The organism is Nocardioides terrae (assembly GCF_900112345.1).
GTDB classification, from domain to species: domain Bacteria; phylum Actinomycetota; class Actinomycetes; order Propionibacteriales; family Nocardioidaceae; genus Nocardioides; species Nocardioides terrae.
Genome location: NZ_FOLB01000001.1, coordinates 360,158 through 375,534 on the forward strand (window position 1 = coordinate 360,158; position 15,377 = coordinate 375,534).

Sequence of the window (15,377 nt, forward strand, 5' to 3'; positions counted from 1 at the left end):
CGCCCGCGGCTGCGTGCGATCAGGTGAGCGTCACGCCGAGGCGCGCTGCACGGGGCAGCTCATGCACCGCGGGCCGCCCCTGCCCCGGCCGAGCTCGCTGCCCGGGATCGTGAGGACCTCGACGCCGTGGCCCTCGAGCATCGCGTTGGTGGCCACGTTCCGCTCGTAGGCGACGACGACACCGGGTCGGAGGGCCAGCACGTTGCAGCCGTCGTCCCACTGCTCCCGCTGGGCCACGTGGTCGTGGGCGGCGGTGAGGACGCGGATCTCGTCGACGCCGATCGCGTCGGCCAGCACCCGGTGCATGTCCTCAGCCGGATGCGCGGTGACCTTGAGCTCCTTCGCACTGTCGCCCGGCTCGATCGTGTACGACGGCAGCAGCCCGAGGCCGGCGTACGCCACGAACGTGTGGGGGTCGACCATGGTCATCACGGTGTCGACGTGCATGAACGCCCGCTGCCGGGGCAGCACCAGCGCGACGATCCGCTCGGCACCGCCCTCGTCGAAGAGCCGCAGCGCCATCCGCTCGATCCCCTGGGGCGTGGTCCGCTCGCTCATGCCGACGAGCAGCGCGCCGCCGCCGAGGACGAGCACGTCGCCGCCCTCGATGCTCGCGGGCGCCTCCTCGCGGCCCTCGCTCCAGCGCGGGACCGGCGTCCCGGCGAAGCGGGGGTGCCATCGGTAGATCGCCTCGTAGTGCAGCGTCTCCCGCATCCGGGCCTGCTTCTGCATCGCGTGGACGCTCAGCCCGTCCTAGATCCACGCCGAGGGGTCGCGGGTGAAGAGGTGGTTCGGCAGTGGCGGCAGGAGCAGGTCGTCCGGCAGCGCCGAGTGGACGACCACGGACGACGGCGCCTCGACGTGCTCGAGCAGCTCCCGCTTGGTCATCCCGCCGATCAGGTGACGGGCCAGCAGGCCCGGCTCGAGCCGAGCGAAGAGGTTGTAGAGCGCGTCGACCGCCAGCGGCCCCTGCACCCGCTCGTCGAACGTGCCGTCCAGCACGTGTTTGCGCGCCTCGGGCAGCGCCATCGTCTCGGCGAGCAGGTCCCCGAGCAGGTGCACGCGGACGCCTTGGTCACGCAGCAGCACCGCGAAGGCGTCGTGCTCGTGCTGGGCCCGCTCCACCCACACCACCTCGTCGAAGAGGTAGTCGTCCTTGCTGGCCGGCGTCAGCCGCTCCAGCTCGAGGCCCGGCCGATGCAGGATCACCTCATCGAGCCGCTCGGTCTCCGAGTCCACCGTCATGCCGGTCAGTACCCAGCCGCACACGTCGTCGTCGCGTGTCGTCGGGTACCGGCCGGGCCCGCGGGCGGGAACCGCGTCAGCGGCGCTGCTCACCGAGCCGGATCAGGTCGCCGACGCGGCGCAGGGCGCGACGCACGGAGGTCGACCAGCATGGGTCGCCGAGGAGGAGCACCGCCTCCCCGCCGAGGAAGGCGGCGCCGACGAGGAGGGCGACGTCCTCGGCCGTGAACGGGCCCAGGCCGCCGAGCTCCTGCTCGGCCTCGGTCAGCGTGCTGTGCAGCACGTCGAACCATGCCCGCAGCAGCTCCCCGATCTGGTCGGCGACGGCGCGGTCGGACCACCCGGCGGCGATCATCTCCTGCAGGACGCGCACGTACCCCGACGCGAGATCGTCGTCGAGGAAGTCGCACGCCTGGTCGTAGCGGGCCGACAGCGGCTGGTCGCCGGCGTACATCGACTCCTGGCGCCCCACCAGGCGGCTGTTCTCGGCCGCCAGTAGCGCGAGCACCAGCCCCTGCTTGCCGCCGAAGTGGTAGTGGATCTGGCTGAGCGGCACCCCGGCCCGGTCGGCCACCCGGCGGGTCGACAGGTTGGCGTACCCCTCCGCCAGCAGGCACTCGCGTGCCGCCGCTGTGAGCCGGTCGACGGTCTCGGTCGACATCGCTTCCTCCTGGAAAAGAGCCTTGTCGGTCGATCGCCCGAATGCTAGCGTGCCGGAATTCGGTCGATCGACCGAATCTGTCGACAGGAGTCGCTCATGACCGCTCGCATCGCGGCGCTCGCCTACGGGGTGATCGCCTACCTGGCCTTCCTGGCCTCGCTCGACTTCACCGTGCTGTTCCTCGCCGGCGTCGTGGTCCCGAAGACCGTCGACGACGGCCCGGCCGGTCCCGCCTGGCTCGCCGTCGTGGTGAACCTGGCCCTCCTCTCGCTCTTCGCCGTCCAGCACAGCGTGATGGCACGGCCCTGGTTCAAGCGGGCCTGGACCCGCGTCGTCCCGCCCGCGATCGAGCGCAGCACCTACGTGCTGGCCGCGAGCGCGGTCGTCGGCCTGCTGCTGTGGCAGTGGCGCCCGCTGCCCGACGAGGTGTGGTCCGTCGACGCGAGCTGGGCTCGCGCCCTCCTGTGGGCGGGCCAGGCCGCCGGCTGGGGCATCGCGGTGGTCAGCACGTTCCTGCTCGGTCACTTCGACCTCTTCGGCCTCCAGCAGGTGATCGCGCGCTGGCGCTCGACGCCCTACCGCGAGGACGGGTTCCGCACACCGAGCCTCTACCGCTACGTCCGCCACCCGCTGATGACCGGCTTCCTCATCGCGTTCTGGTGCACGCCCGACATGAGCGCGGGGCGGCTCCTCTTCGCCGCCACGGCATCGGCCTACATCCTCGTGGCGGTGCGGTTCGAGGAGCGCGACCTGCGCGCCCAGCTCGGCGAGCCCTACATCGACTACGCCGACCAGGTGCCGCGCTTCGTCCCGCGGGTGACCTCCGGTCTGGCGGTCCCGGAGCGGTCGCGGACAGACTGAGGCCGGGAGGAGCCATGACCGCTGACCAGCAGACCCGCCCACCGGGCACGGCCGACCACGAGGGGGAAGCGGTCGCCGCTGGGACGAGGGTGCTCTTCCGGGTGCACGGCGTCGGCCGACCGACCCTGCTGCTGCTCCCGACGTGGACGATCGTGCACCAGCGATTCTGGAAGCTGCAGGTGCCCTACCTGGCGCGCCACCACCGGGTGGTCACCTTCGACGGCCCGGGCAACGGGCTCTCGGACCGGCCGGTCGATCCGGCGGCGTACGACCACGACCGCCAGGTCGAACGGGCGCTCGCCGTGCTGGACGCGACGGGGACGGAGCAGGCCGTGGTCGTCGCGGTGTCCCGGGCGGCGTACTGGGCCCTGGACCTGGCCGCCAACCACGCCGAGCGGGTGCTGGGCACCGCACTCATCGCACCGTTCGTGCGGCTCGGCCAGGCATCCGGCCAGGTGTCCGGCCAGGCACCCGGCCAGGTGTCCGGCCAGGCGCCCGGTCGCGAGCGGGCGAAGCGGCCCGACCCGGCGGACCTGCCCGCCTCCGCGGTGCCGCACCTGGGGATCGATCCGCCCGAGCACTGGGTCAAGCACGACCCGCGCTATTGGCAGCGGTCCTACGACGACTTCCTGTGGTTCTTCTTCGGCCAGTGCTTCCCGGAGCCGCACTCGACCAGGCCCATCGAGGAGGCCGTCGGCTGGGGCCGGGAGACGACCGCCGAGGTGCTCGCCGCCGAGGCCGCCGGGGCGCTCCCGTCCGGGGAGACGGTGCGGGAGTGGTGCGGCCGGATCAGCTCCCCGCTGCTCGCCGTCCACGGTGACGACGACCGCGTGAGCCCGGTCGAGCGCAGCCGCCTCCTCGTCGAGCTGACCGGCGGCCACCTCGTCGAGGTCGCGGGGGGCGGCCACCTGTCGCTGGCCCGCGAGCCGGTCAAGGTCAACCACCTGCTGCGCGACTTCGCCCGGACCGCAGGAGCGGCGCGATGACCAGCGAGCTCTGGGAGCGCGCGCGGGCCCGCCCGCGGCGCGCGCTCTACCTCTCCTCCCCCATCGGCTTGGGCCACGCCCGGCGCGACCTGGCGATCGCCCGGCACCTGCGCGAGCTGCATCCCGACCTGCAGATCGACTGGCTCACCCAGGACCCGGTCACCCGGATGCTCGAGCGCGCCGGGGAGCGGGTGCACCCCGCGTCCGGCTGGCTGCGCAGCGAGTCGGCCCACCTCGAGGACGTCGCGGGCGAGCACGACCTGCACGTCTTCGGGGCGATCCGGGAGATGGACGAGATCCTCGTGAACAACTTCATGGTCTTCGACGAGGTCGTCGAGGAGACGCCGTACGACCTCGTCATCGGCGACGAGAGCTGGGAGGTCGACCACCACCTGCACGAGAACCCGGAGCTGAAGCGGTTCTCGTTCGCCTGGATGACCGACTTCGTCGGCTGGCTGCCGATGCCCGGCTCCGGCGAGCGGGAGGCGCTGCTCACCGCCGACTACAACGCCGAGATGCTCGAGCAACGGGCCCGCTACAAGCGCATCCGCGACCGGCAGATCTTCATCGGCGACCCCGACGACGTCGTCGACGCCTCGTTCGGCCCCGGCCTGCCCGACATCCGTCCGTGGACCCTGGAGCACTACGAGTTTCCCGGCTACGTCACCGGCTTCGACCCGCCGTCGGCGCAGGACGTCGCACGGGCCCGCCGCGAGCTCGGGTACGCCGCCGACGAGGTGCTGTGCCTCGCCGCGGTCGGCGGCTCGGGCGTCGGCGAGCCGCTGCTGCGCCGGGTGCTCGACGCGGTCCCGATCGCCCGGCGCCTCCTGCCGGAGCTGCGGTTCCTCGTCGTCACCGGCCCACGGATCGACCCCACCGTCCTGCCCCAGGTCGACGGCGTCGACGTCCGCGGGTTCGTGCCGGACCTGCACCTGCGCCTGGCAGCCGCCGACGTCGCGATCGTCCAGGGCGGCCTGAGCACCACGATGGAGCTGGCCGCGGCCCGGGTGCCCTTCCTCTACGTGCCGCTGCGGCACCACTTCGAGCAGAGCATCCACGTCCGGCACCGGCTCGAGCGGTACGGCGCCGGCCGCTGCGTCACCTATGACGAGGTGAGCGACCCGGCCTGGCTGGCCGAGGCGCTGGTCAAGGAGGCCGGCACCGAGGTGGTCAGCCTCCCGGTCGAGAGCGGCGGCGCCGAGCGCGCAGCGGCCATGCTCGCCGAGCTGTTGTGACGATCAGGCCGACCGCACCGGTCGGTGCGACGACCTCGTGCACGAGCCACGTGCGGTTCTCGAAGGTGCCGCCGTAGGCATCGGTGCGCCGGTTGCTCAGCGGCGAGAGGAGCTGGTGGACTGCTCGTCGTTCCAGAGCCCGGTGTCCTGCAGGGAGATGCGCCCCTCGGGCAGGACGGCCGTCGCCTCGGTCAGCACGACGCCGACCCCGGCCCGCGCGAAGCCGCCCAGGTGGGCGAGGTGCCTGTCGTTCGGTCGGGACAACCGACGGAGGCGGCCGGCTGTTCCTTGGTCGCCCTATGGAGGTGAGCGCCAGGGCCGTCACCTCCAGCGACGAAGCGCATCGGGCAGTTGAGTACGCGTACGCATGTGGCGGCTCTCCTGCCGGCCGAAGACTGAGGCCCATGACGCATCAGCCTGTGCCCGTCGTCGGCTGCCCGGACTGCTCCACCCCGATCACCCCCGGAGCCGACCGCTGCCGCTCGTGCGGCCTCCTCCTGCTCGGCCCGACCGCCGCCCGGCTCTGGCAGGTCGACCAGCAGCTCACCGCGCTGCACGCCGAGCGCGGGCGGCTCCTCACGGACCTGCGCGCCCGATCGGGCCTCGGAGCGGCCGCACCGGCATCCTCGGCGGAGCTGCCCACGGCCGGCGGCCTCCCGAAGTATCCGATTCCCGCGCTCCGGCCCTGCCGTCCGGCGGGCCGCGGCCTCGACATCGGCGCGCAGAGGCTCATCCTCGGCACCGGCGCGGCGCTCGTCCTCGTGGCAGCGATCGTCTTCGCCGCGGTGGCGTGGACGTCGCTGCCCGTCGTCGGCCAGGCCGCGCTCATGGTCGCCGCCACCGCCGTCACGGCGGCCGCGGCCGCCAGGGTCGCCTCGCGCGGCCTGCGGGGCAGCGCCGAGACGCTCGCCGCGGTGACGGTCGGGCTCCTGCTCGTCGACATCGCCGCGGCGCGGACCCTCGGCGTCGCCGGGCTCGGCAGCGTCGATGCGGCCTGGTACGCCACCGCGGGCGCGGCCGTGGCGGCGGCGGTCATCGCCGGGCTGGTCCGGGCCGGCAGCACTGACGCTCCACGCCTCTACGCGTGGGCAGCGGTGGCGTGCGCCGCCGCCGTCCCGTCCCTCGCGGCGGCGGCCGCCGACGTCTCGACCGTGGTGTTCGCCGTCGTCGCGCTCGGAGCCGCGGCAGCGTTCGGCGCAGCCTCCGACCGGATGCCGGGCCGCTGGGCGACGGCCGCTCCGGGTGCCGTGATCGTCGCGACGGCCTACCTGGCGACCGGGACGGCCGTCGGGATCCTCGGGTCCTTCCTCCGGCCGCTCCTGGGCGAGCCCGGCGAGCGGGAGAGCTCGGCGGTGGCGTTCGCCGTGGTGGCCCTGGCCGCCGCGGGCCTGCTCCGGGTCCGGACGGCGAGCGTCCGCTCCGCCCTGGTGCGCGCGACGCCCGTGCTGGTCGCCGGCGCGGCGGGTCTGGGCCTGTGCTCGCACAGCCGGTACGGCGTGCTGGCCCTGAGTCTGCTCGGCTCAGCGGTGGCTGCGGGCGCCGCGGCGGCGTCCGGCCGGTCGGCGCACGACCCGCGACCGGCCACGGGGCGGACGCTGGTCGCCGGGCACGGGGTCGCGGCGGCGGCGCTCGGCGTGTTCGCGGCCCAGACCGCCGACGGTCTCTTCGGGAACGTCTCGTCCGGGCAGCTCGACGTCCGCCTGCTGGCCGCCGGCCTGGTGGCGATCGCCGGCGCGGCGGCGCTGACGGCGGTGCTGGTGCCCGTCGCCGCCGGGGCGCGCGCCGGCCTGACGGCGTACGCCGGGACAGCGGTGCTGCTCGCCGCCGGCCTGGCCGTCTCACCGGCGCACGACCGGCTGTTGAGCACCGTCGCGGTCCTCGTCGTGAGCCTCGCGATCGCCGCGACGGCGGCCTGGCGCTACGGGACCTCGGACGAGCCGCTGCTCGGCCTGGTCGCCGCCGGTGGCTTCCTAGCCGCCGCCGCGATCGGGTCGGACGACGCGACGACCCTGGCGCTCGTGACCGCCTCGGCCGGCCTGCTCTGCCTGGCCTACGCGGCGCTCCCCGCCCGTGGCTTCCTGGCCGCCGGCGGTGTCGCCGGGTGCTCCCTGGCGGTCTGGCTCCTGCTGGCCGATGCGGGTGTGGCGGTCGTCGAGGCCTACAGCCTTCCGCTGGCCGTCCTCGCCGGCGCCGTCGGCGCGGTCCGGCTGGTCCGGGAGCCCCGGGCGCCGTCCTGGGCGACGGTCGGTCCGGCGGTGATGGCCGGACTGCTCCCGTCGGCCATCGCCGCCGTCGGCGACGACGGTCTGGTCCGTCCGCTCGCCGTCCTCGTCGCCGGCGCGGCCGTCGTCGCGGCCGGCCTTCGACTGCGCTGGCAGGCGCCGGTGGTGCTCGCCACCCTGGCGCTGCTCGTCGTCGCGGTCTCCCAGCTCGCGCCGTACGCCGTCGGCGTCCCCCGCTGGCTCAGCCTGGGCGGCGTCGGCGTCGTCCTGCTCGTGCTCGGGATCCGCTACGAGCAGACCCGTGAGGCCGCGGTCGGCATGGCGCGTTGGGCCCACCGGCTGCGCTGACGACGGCCTCAGGCCCGCCGGCCGTGGCTCTCGAGCAGCCGGAGCCAGACCTCACTGCCGCACTCCGACACGCACGTCGACCCCCTCGTCGGCGAGGGCAGCAGCGAGGTGGTCGCCGACGAACGGCTCCTCGCGGTCGAGCAGCGGGGACGACCGGGACGGAGCCCGTCGCCAGCGCGACGGTCCTGGCGGAGTAGACACGGTCCGGGCCGACCTCCACCCGGCCGGGGCCGGCGAGACGGCCGGTGCCGCGGATCAGGTCGATGCCGGTCGCCTCGAGCCAGGCGACCTGGCCGTCGTCCGGTTCTCGACGCTCGTCATGCCTCGGTCCGCCGCAGGACGATGCTCAGACGGATCGCGGAGATCAGGAAGAACACCCCGCCGAGGATGGCGTAGCCGCCCACCCCGGAGATGTTGTCGGCGTCTCCGAGTCCCTGGGCCAGGAACGAGGCGCCGGCCAGGACCGAGATGCCACCGGACAGCATCTGGGGCACCTGTCCCCCGGAGCGTCGGTTGCGGATGGCGGTGATGAGCTGGGGGATGCCGGCACCGATGGCCCAGATGCCCCACACGGCGAGGGCCGCACCGATCGACGAGGTCGAGGCCGCGCCGAGTGCGATGGCGACGACGATGCTGACGATCACGTTGACCCACTCGGTGACCTTCGCCCCCTGCGTGTCGGGATCGGTGCGGAGCTGCCAGAGCACGGCGGCCGCGTCGAAGAGGGGGTAGATGAACAGGAGCGCGGTCAGGAGGGGTCCGGTCGCGACCGAGGTCGGGAAGAGGAGCGCCGCCCAGATGACGGCGAAGCCGGAGCGGACGAAGTAGAGGCGACGCAGCGCCTGGCTGAACGTCGACGTGGTGATCGTCTCGGTGATGGTCATGATGTCTCTCTTTTCGTGAGGAGCGCAGCCGTCAGGCGGCGGCGGTCGGGAGGGTGGCCGCGAGGGTGCCGGGCACGTTGCCGCGGGTCGCGACCGATGAGGGGCACCCATCCCTCGACGCCCAGGTAGAGTGACTAGTACGTCTACATATCGTAGATAGACTGTCTGGAGCGCCGGCGCAAGCCGGCCCGAGCAATGAGGAAGGCGACGATGCCCGCAGAGACCACCGCCGTGGCGGCACCCGGTCGGTCAGGTGCCGCGACCCGCGCGCGCATCCTGGCCGTCGCGAACGATCTCTTCTACGCCCACGGCATCCGCGCGACGAGCGCGGACCGCATCATCGACGAGGTCGGGATCACGAAGGTGACCTTCTACCGGCACTTCCGCACCAAGAGCGACCTCGTCGTCGCCTACCTCGAGCAGCAGGCCGCCGCCGAGCGCGCCTGGATCGAGAGCGTCCGGCGCGAGGGCGATCCGGTGGGCTCACTGCGCAGCCTGGCCACCGACATCGGCGCCGCGAGCTGTCAGCCGGGCTTCCGGGGCTGCGCCTTCATCAACGCCGCGGCGGAGTTCTCCGATCCCGACGACCCTGTCCGCAGCGCCGTCGATGCCCACCGCCGCTGGATGCTCGACGTCTTCGCCGAGCTCGCGTCGCAGGCGGGTGCCGACGACGTCGACGCCATCGCCAAGCAACTGATGATGCTCCGGGACGGGGCGATGGTGAACGGCTACCTCAACGACCCCGCATCCGTCGCCGGCTCCCTCGGGGCGGCGTTCGCGTCGATCCTCGTCAAGGCGACGTCGACGGACTGACCTGCGAAGGCGGTTCTCTCAGATCTCGCTCTGGACGCCGGCCAGGAGCTGGCGCGCCATCACGATCCGCTGCACCTGGTTGGTGCCTTCGTAGATCTGCGTGATCTTGGCGTCGCGCATCATCCGCTCGACCGGGTAGTCGCGGGTGAAGCCATAGCCACCGAGCAGCTGGACGGCGTCGGTGGTCACCTGCATCGCGACGTCGGAGGCGAACGCCTTCGCTGCGGCGCCGAAGAACGTCAGGTCGGCGTCGCCGCGCTCGGACCGGCCGGCGGCGGCGTAGGTCATCTGCCGGGCCGCCTCGATCTTCATCCCCATGTCGGCGATCATGAACTCGATGCCCTGGAAGGACGCGATCGGCTTGCCGAACTGCTGGCGCTCCTTGATGTAGCCCAGCGTGTAGTCCAACGCCCCCTGAGCCACGCCGACAGCCTGCGCCGCGATCGTGATCCGGGTGTGGTCGAGGGTCTTCATGGCGTACTCGAAGCCGCGACCCTCCTCACCGATGAGCCGGTCAGCCGGAATGCGCACGTTGTCGAAGTAGACCTCCCGGGTCGGGGAGCCCTTGATGCCGAGCTTCTTCTCCGGGGCGCCGAAGGACACACCCGGGTCGGACCTCTCCACCACGAACGCGCTGATGCCCTTGGACCGCTTCTCGGGATCGGTCACCGCCAAGACGGTGTAGTACTCCGAGACGCCGGCGTTGGTGATCCACCGCTTGACGCCGTTGAGCACCCAGCCAGCATCGGGGCCGTCGCCATCGCGGACCGCGCGGGTCTTCTGCGCGGCGGCGTCCGAGCCGGCGTCGGGCTCGGACAGGCAGTAGGAGAAGCCACCCTCGCCCGCCGCCAGCGCCCCGAGGTACTTCTTCTTGAGCTCCTCCGACCCGCCGATCTGCACGGGCAGCGAGCCGAGCTTGTTCACCGCCGGGATGAGCGAGGCCGAGACGTCGGCGCGCGCGATCTCCTCGATGACGAGCACCGTCGCCAGCGCGTCGGCGCCGACGCCGCCGTACTCCTCCGGGACGTGCGGTGCGTAGAAGTCCGAGGCGACGAGCGCGTCGTGCGCCTCCTGCGGGTAGCGCGCGTCTTCGTCCACCGCCGCGGCGTACGGCGCCACCTTCGCGTCACAGAGCTCACGGATCGCCTTGCGGATCTCCTGGTGCTCCTCCGACAGGGCGAACAGCGGGTACTCAGCGCTCATGGCACCGAAGTCTACTGTCGAGTAGCCGGCCCTCTCCCACCGAGTGGCTACCGTGACGACATGGTCGACTGGCAACCACGCGACGCGATCGACTTCATGCTCGACGACTGTGACACCTGGGCCGTCGTCGGCCTGTCGGGCGACCCGACCCGGACGGCGTACTCCATCGCCGCGCTCCTCCAGCGACGCGGGAAGCGGATCGTCCCGATCCATCCGGACGGCGCGTCGGGGCAGCTCGAGGTGCTGGGCGAGAAGGCCTACCCGACCCTCGCCGACGTCCCGTTCCCGATCGATGTCGTCGATGTCTTCCGCCGCTCCGAGGCGGCCGGGCAGTTCGCCGACGAGGCGGTGCAGATCGGCGCGAAGGGCGTGTGGCTTCAGCTCGGGGTCGTCGACGCCGGGGCGTTCGAGCGCACGACGGCCGCCGGGCTGCACATGGTGATGGACACCTGCCCCGCCATCGAGTGGGCAGGCGTCCCTGACGATCAGTCCGGAGGCTCCGGCGGCGGCGCGTCCGGTTGCGGCTCGGGGGTCGGCGTCGAGCCCGGGAACGGGTCGGGGATGTCGGGCCCCGGCTCGGGAATGCCACCGGGGTAGGGCTCCGTGCCCGGCTCCGCCGGGGGTACTGGTGTGGTGGTCATGCCGTCCGGTATCCCGCCCGACCCAGCACATGTGACCCCATGTGCGCCCAGGTGGGCCCAGGTGAGCCCAGGTGGACCCCTGTAGGCCACGCACGGTTTGGGCCACGCCGCGGCGGGGACCGAGCAGGTGTGGAGACGACCATCGAGCTGACGGTCGACGGCGAGCGCAGATCGCTCACGGTCGACACCCGGACCACCCTCCTCGACGCCCTGCGCGAGCGACTCGGCAACACCTCGCCCAAGAAGGGCTGCGACCACGGCCAGTGCGGCTCGTGCACGGTGCTGCTCGACGGGCGACGACACCTCACCTGCCTCGCCCTCGCGCTGTCGTACGACGGCGCGGAGATCACCACCGCAGCCGGGCTCGCCCGCGACGGGCTGCACCCGGTGCAGCAGGCCTTCCTCGACCACGACGGCTACCAGTGCGGCTACTGCACGCCGGGGCAGGTGTGCTCGGCGGTCGGCATGCTCGACGAGGCGGCCGGCGGCGTGCCGAGCCACGTCACCGACGACCTCGCCGTGCCGACCACGCTCGAGGACCTCGACGACGGCGAGATCCGGGAGCGGATGAGCGGCAACCTGTGCCGCTGCGGCGCCTATCCCGGCATCCTCGCAGCGGTCCGGGAGGTGGCCGGCGCATGAGAGAGCTCGCCTACCTGCGTCCGAGTGATCCGGCCGATGCCGTCTCCCTCGTCGCCAACGACCCGGACGCGCGCTTCCTGGGCGGTGGCACGAACCTGGTCGACCACCTCAAGCTCGGGGTCGCCACGCCCGGGACGCTCGTCGACGTGAGCCACCTCCCGCTCGACGCGCTCGAGGAGCACGACGGCGGCCTCCTCGTCGGCGCCAACGTCCGCAACAGCGACCTGGCCGCGGATCGCCGGGTGCGGACGGGCTGGCCCGTGCTCTCCCGCGCGCTGCTGTCCGGCGCGTCCGGCCAGATCCGCAACCAGGCGACGACCGCCGGCAACCTGCTGCAGCGCACCCGCTGCGTCTACTTCCTGGACGTCACCACACCCTGCAACAAGCGCGAGCCGGGCTCGGGCTGCTCGGCCGCCGAGGGCTACGGCCGCTACAACGCCATCCTCGGCGCCGGCCCGGCCTGCGTGACCGTGCATCCCTCCGACCTCGCCGTCGGCCTGGTGGCCGTCGACGCCACCGTCGTCGTGCTCGGGCCCGACGGTGAACGGCGGGTGCCCGCGGCCGACCTGCACCGGCTCCCCGGCGACGACGCCGCGCGCGACACGGTCCTGGGGCACGGCGAGCTGATCACCGCCGTCGAGCTGCCCCGCTCCGCCCACGCCCGCACCTCGACCTACGTCAAGGTCCGCGACCGGGCGTCCTTCGCGTTCGCGTTGGTCTCCGTGGCGGTCGCGATCGACCGGGCCGAGGACGGGACCGTCCGCGACCTGCGGATCGTCTGGGGCGGCGTCGCGCACAAGCCGTGGCGGGCCACCCGCGCGGAGGACGCGTTGCGCGGTCGGCCCCTGACCGAGGCCGGCGTCCGGGACGCCGCCGAGGCCGAGCTCGACCAGGCCCGGCCGACGGCCGGGACCGAGTACAAGCCCGCCATGGTCCGCAACGCGACGGCGCTCGCGTTCCGCCGGCTCGTCCCCGACCTGGCCGAGGAGGCCCGATGACCGAGCTCGTCCCCTCCCCCGTCGAGCCGAAGGCCATCGGCACCGCACTGCCGCGGGTCGACGGTGTCGAGAAGGTGACCGGCCGGGCGGCGTACGCGGTGGAGCACCCGGTCGACCGGCCGCTGTTCGCCTGGCTGGTCACATCGACCGTCGCCCGCGGCCGGGTCGTCGCCGTCGACCGCAGCGAGGCGCTGGCCCATCCGGGCGTCGTCTCCGTCGTCGACCACACCGACGCGCCCCGGCTCGCGCAGACAGACAACGGCGAGCTCGCCATCCTGCAGGACGACGCCGTCGGGTTCCGCGGCCAGATCGTCGCCGTCGTCCTGGCGGAGTCGTCCGAGGCCGCTCGCGAGGGCGCCCGGCTGGTCCGGGTCGAGCAGGAGGCCGAGCCGTTCGAGGCCGAGCTGCGCGAGGACAACGCCAGCTACCGGCCGGAGAAGGTCAATCCGGCCATGGAGACCGACACCGACCAGGGTGACGTCGACACGGCACTCGGCACGGCGACGACCGTGCTCGAGCAGACCTACCGGACGCCGTACGAGCACAACAACCCGCTCGAGCCGCACGCCACGACCGCGTGGTGGAGCGAGGAGGACGGCCGCGAGCGGCTCACGCTCTTCGACTCCAGCCAGGGGGTGCACGGCGTGGCCACCGCGCTCGCACCGATGCTCGGCATCGACAGGGAGCAGATCCGTGTCATGGCGCCGTTCGTCGGCGGAGGGTTCGGCAGCAAGGGCGAGGCCCACGCCCACGTGATGGCGGCCGCGCTCGCCGCGCGCACCACCGGGGGCCGGCCGGTGCGGCTGGCCGTGACCCGCCAGCAGATGTTCTCGCTGACCGGCTACCGGACGGCCACCATCTCGAAGTTCCGGCTGGGGACCGACGACGACGGCCGGCTCACCGCCATCGAGCACCGGGTGCAGGAGCAGACGTCGCGGCTGCGGGAGTTCGCCGAGCAGACCGCGTCGCCGACCCGGATGATGTACGCCGCCCCGAACCGCCGCACCAGCCACCGGCTGGCCGTCCTCGACGTCGCGGTGCCGTCGTGGATGCGCGCTCCGGGCGAGATGCCCGGCATGTTCGCCCACGAGGTGGCGATGGACGAGCTGGCTGAGGCGTGCGGCCTGGACCCCGTCGAGCTGCGCCGCCGCAACGACCCGGACGTCGACCCGGAGGAGGGCCTGCCCTTCGACCGACGGGGGCTGGTCGAGTGCCTCGACCGCGGGGCGGAGCGGTTCGGCTGGGCGTCCCGGCCGCGCGCGCCGCGCAGCACCGCTGACGGGGAGTGGTGGGTCGGGACCGGCGTCGCGTCGGCGACGTACCCCGCCATGCGACAGCCGGGCAACGTCGCCCGCGTCGAGTCCACCGACACCGGCTTCGCCGTCTCCATCGGCGCCGTTGACATCGGGACCGGCGCACGCACCGCCCTCACCCAGATCGCCGCCGACGCGCTCGGCGTCGGAACTGACGACATCGACCTGCGACTGGGCGACACCGCGCTGCCGATGGCCAGCGTGGCCGGCGGGTCGTCCGGCACCAGCTCGTGGGGCTCGGCGATCGTGGCCGCCGCACAGCAGTTCCTGGCCGACCACGGCGACCGGCCGGACCCCGGGCTCTGGACCGAGGCGTCCGCGCTGCGCGGCGACGAGGCGGACCGGTTCTCCTTCCACTCCTTCGGCGCCGTCTTCGCGGAGGTGCACGTCCACCGCTACACCGGCGAGCTGCGGGTGCCACGGATGCTCGGCGTCTACTCGGTCGGACGGGTCGTCAACCCGACCACCGCCCGGTCACAGCTCGTCGGCGGCCTGGTCATGGGCATGTCGGCGGCGCTCTTCGAGGAGTCGGTGCGCGATCCGCGCTTCGGGCACGTCGTGACTCAGGACCTGGCGACCTACCACGTCGCGGCACACGCCGATGTGGCCGGCATCGAGGCCGAGTGGCTCGACGAGTCCACCACGACCTTCACGCCGATGGGGTCGCGTGGCATCGGCGAGATCGGCATCGTGGGGACCGCGGCCGCGGTCGCCAACGCGGCGTACCACGCCACCGGTGTCCGCGTGCGGGACCTCCCGCTGACCGCCGACGCGTTCCTGGAGTGACGGTCAGTCGCGCGAGGCATCGCCTGCTGCGTGTTCGCGGACGACGGCACCCTTGGCGTGCGCGGCGGCCTTGAGCCCGGCCTGGAACTCGACGATCCGCGCCTGCAGCGCGGGGTCGGTCGCCCCGAGGATGCGGGCCGCGAGCAGGCCGGCGTTGCGAGCGTTGCCGATCGAGACCGTGGCCACGGGCACGCCGGCCGGCATCTGCACGATCGAGAGCAGCGAGTCCATGCCGTCGAGGTACTTCAGCGGCACCGGCACGCCGATGACCGGCAGCGGCGTCACGGCGGCCAGCATCCCGGGCAGGTGGGCCGCTCCCCCGGCGCCGGCGATGATGACCGACAGGCCGCGCTCGTGCGCGCGCTTGCCGTAGTCGATCATCTCCTCCGGCATCCGGTGCGCCGAGACGACGTCGGCCTCGTAGCCGATGCCGAACTCCTCGAGCGCCTCGGCGGCCACCTTCATGGTCGGCCAGTCGGAGTCCGAGCCCATCACGATGCCGACCGCCACCGGCCGGTCCAGCCTGTCGGGACCCATCG

Annotated in this window: 13 protein-coding genes and 2 pseudogenes; 9 read left to right on the forward strand and 6 right to left on the reverse strand. The window is 73.2% G+C overall.

From position 1 onward, the window contains the following. Nucleotides 1-30: 30 nt before the first annotated feature. A pseudogene (locus tag BM236_RS19290) lies at nucleotides 31-1,245 on the reverse strand (arginine deiminase). A gap of 76 nt (nucleotides 1,246-1,321) precedes the next feature. Further along, on the reverse strand, nucleotides 1,322-1,906 hold the full coding sequence (locus BM236_RS01710) for a TetR/AcrR family transcriptional regulator (protein ID WP_091119447.1): 585 nt from the start codon (nucleotides 1,904-1,906) through the stop codon (nucleotides 1,322-1,324). A gap of 96 nt (nucleotides 1,907-2,002) precedes the next feature. On the opposite strand from BM236_RS01710, the gene mddA reads away from it, so the two are divergent. Genes mddA through BM236_RS01725 form a run of 3 tightly spaced genes read left to right on the forward strand, consistent with a single transcriptional unit; the run spans nucleotide 2,003 to nucleotide 4,988 of the window. Then, nucleotides 2,003-2,767 carry a methanethiol S-methyltransferase gene (gene mddA, locus BM236_RS01715; protein WP_091119449.1) on the forward strand — a complete coding sequence of 255 codons (765 nt, stop codon included), beginning with the start codon at nucleotides 2,003-2,005 and terminating at the stop codon, nucleotides 2,765-2,767. 14 nt (nucleotides 2,768-2,781) lie between these two features. Beyond that, nucleotides 2,782-3,753 (forward strand): alpha/beta fold hydrolase, encoded by a 972-nt coding sequence (locus tag BM236_RS01720; RefSeq protein ID WP_091119451.1) that lies wholly within the window; start codon nucleotides 2,782-2,784, stop codon nucleotides 3,751-3,753. After that, entirely contained in the window at nucleotides 3,750-4,988 is a 1,239-nt protein-coding gene (locus BM236_RS01725; protein WP_091119454.1) for a glycosyltransferase, read from the forward strand. Before BM236_RS01720 ends, BM236_RS01725 begins: the two co-directional genes overlap by 4 nt. Before the next feature lie 120 nt (nucleotides 4,989-5,108). Here the strand turns inward: BM236_RS01725 and BM236_RS19295 are convergent. Continuing rightward, nucleotides 5,109-5,243, reverse strand: a pseudogene (locus BM236_RS19295) (NADH:flavin oxidoreductase/NADH oxidase); the annotation flags it as partial. Between the two features lie 149 nt (nucleotides 5,244-5,392). On the opposite strand from BM236_RS19295, the gene BM236_RS01730 reads away from it, so the two are divergent. Beyond that, on the forward strand, nucleotides 5,393-7,558 hold the full coding sequence (locus BM236_RS01730; RefSeq protein ID WP_139229993.1) for an SCO7613 C-terminal domain-containing membrane protein: 2,166 nt from the start codon (nucleotides 5,393-5,395) through the stop codon (nucleotides 7,556-7,558). 317 nt (nucleotides 7,559-7,875) lie between these two features. Here the strand turns inward: BM236_RS01730 and BM236_RS01735 are convergent, their stop codons facing one another. Then, nucleotides 7,876-8,442: a hypothetical protein gene (locus BM236_RS01735; protein ID WP_091119458.1), complete on the reverse strand. Its 567-nt coding sequence runs from the start codon at nucleotides 8,440-8,442 to the stop codon at nucleotides 7,876-7,878. Nucleotides 8,443-8,652: 210 nt separating this feature from the next. Between BM236_RS01735 and BM236_RS01740 the strand changes: the two genes are divergently transcribed. Next, nucleotides 8,653-9,255: a TetR/AcrR family transcriptional regulator gene (locus tag BM236_RS01740; protein WP_091119956.1), complete on the forward strand. Its 603-nt coding sequence runs from the start codon at nucleotides 8,653-8,655 to the stop codon at nucleotides 9,253-9,255. Nucleotides 9,256-9,273: 18 nt separating this feature from the next. Here the strand turns inward: BM236_RS01740 and BM236_RS01745 are convergent, their stop codons facing one another. Next, the gene (locus BM236_RS01745; RefSeq protein WP_091119461.1) at nucleotides 9,274-10,458 is read right to left on the reverse strand and encodes an acyl-CoA dehydrogenase family protein; all 1,185 of its coding nucleotides are present in this window, start codon (nucleotides 10,456-10,458) and stop codon (nucleotides 9,274-9,276) included. A 60-nt stretch (nucleotides 10,459-10,518) separates the two neighbouring features. Here BM236_RS01745 and BM236_RS01750 point away from each other — a divergent pair, with 60 nt between their 5' ends. From BM236_RS01750 to BM236_RS01765, 4 genes are all read left to right on the forward strand, one after another. Beyond that, nucleotides 10,519-11,055: a CoA-binding protein gene (locus BM236_RS01750; RefSeq protein WP_091119463.1), complete on the forward strand. Its 537-nt coding sequence runs from the start codon at nucleotides 10,519-10,521 to the stop codon at nucleotides 11,053-11,055. A 173-nt stretch (nucleotides 11,056-11,228) separates the two neighbouring features. After that, complete coding sequence (locus tag BM236_RS01755) at nucleotides 11,229-11,741, forward strand: 2Fe-2S iron-sulfur cluster-binding protein (protein WP_091119465.1); 513 nt, start codon at nucleotides 11,229-11,231, stop codon at nucleotides 11,739-11,741. Continuing rightward, on the forward strand, nucleotides 11,738-12,739 hold the full coding sequence (locus BM236_RS01760; RefSeq protein ID WP_091119467.1) for an FAD binding domain-containing protein: 1,002 nt from the start codon (nucleotides 11,738-11,740) through the stop codon (nucleotides 12,737-12,739). Before BM236_RS01755 ends, BM236_RS01760 begins: the two co-directional genes overlap by 4 nt. Continuing rightward, nucleotides 12,736-14,838: a xanthine dehydrogenase family protein molybdopterin-binding subunit gene (locus tag BM236_RS01765; protein ID WP_091119470.1), complete on the forward strand. Its 2,103-nt coding sequence runs from the start codon at nucleotides 12,736-12,738 to the stop codon at nucleotides 14,836-14,838. Before BM236_RS01760 ends, BM236_RS01765 begins: the two co-directional genes overlap by 4 nt. A 3-nt stretch (nucleotides 14,839-14,841) precedes the next feature. Here the strand turns inward: BM236_RS01765 and purE are convergent, their stop codons facing one another. After that, on the reverse strand, nucleotides 14,842-15,375 hold the full coding sequence (gene purE / locus BM236_RS01770) for a 5-(carboxyamino)imidazole ribonucleotide mutase (protein WP_091119959.1): 534 nt from the start codon (nucleotides 15,373-15,375) through the stop codon (nucleotides 14,842-14,844). Nucleotides 15,376-15,377 lie beyond the last annotated feature (2 nt).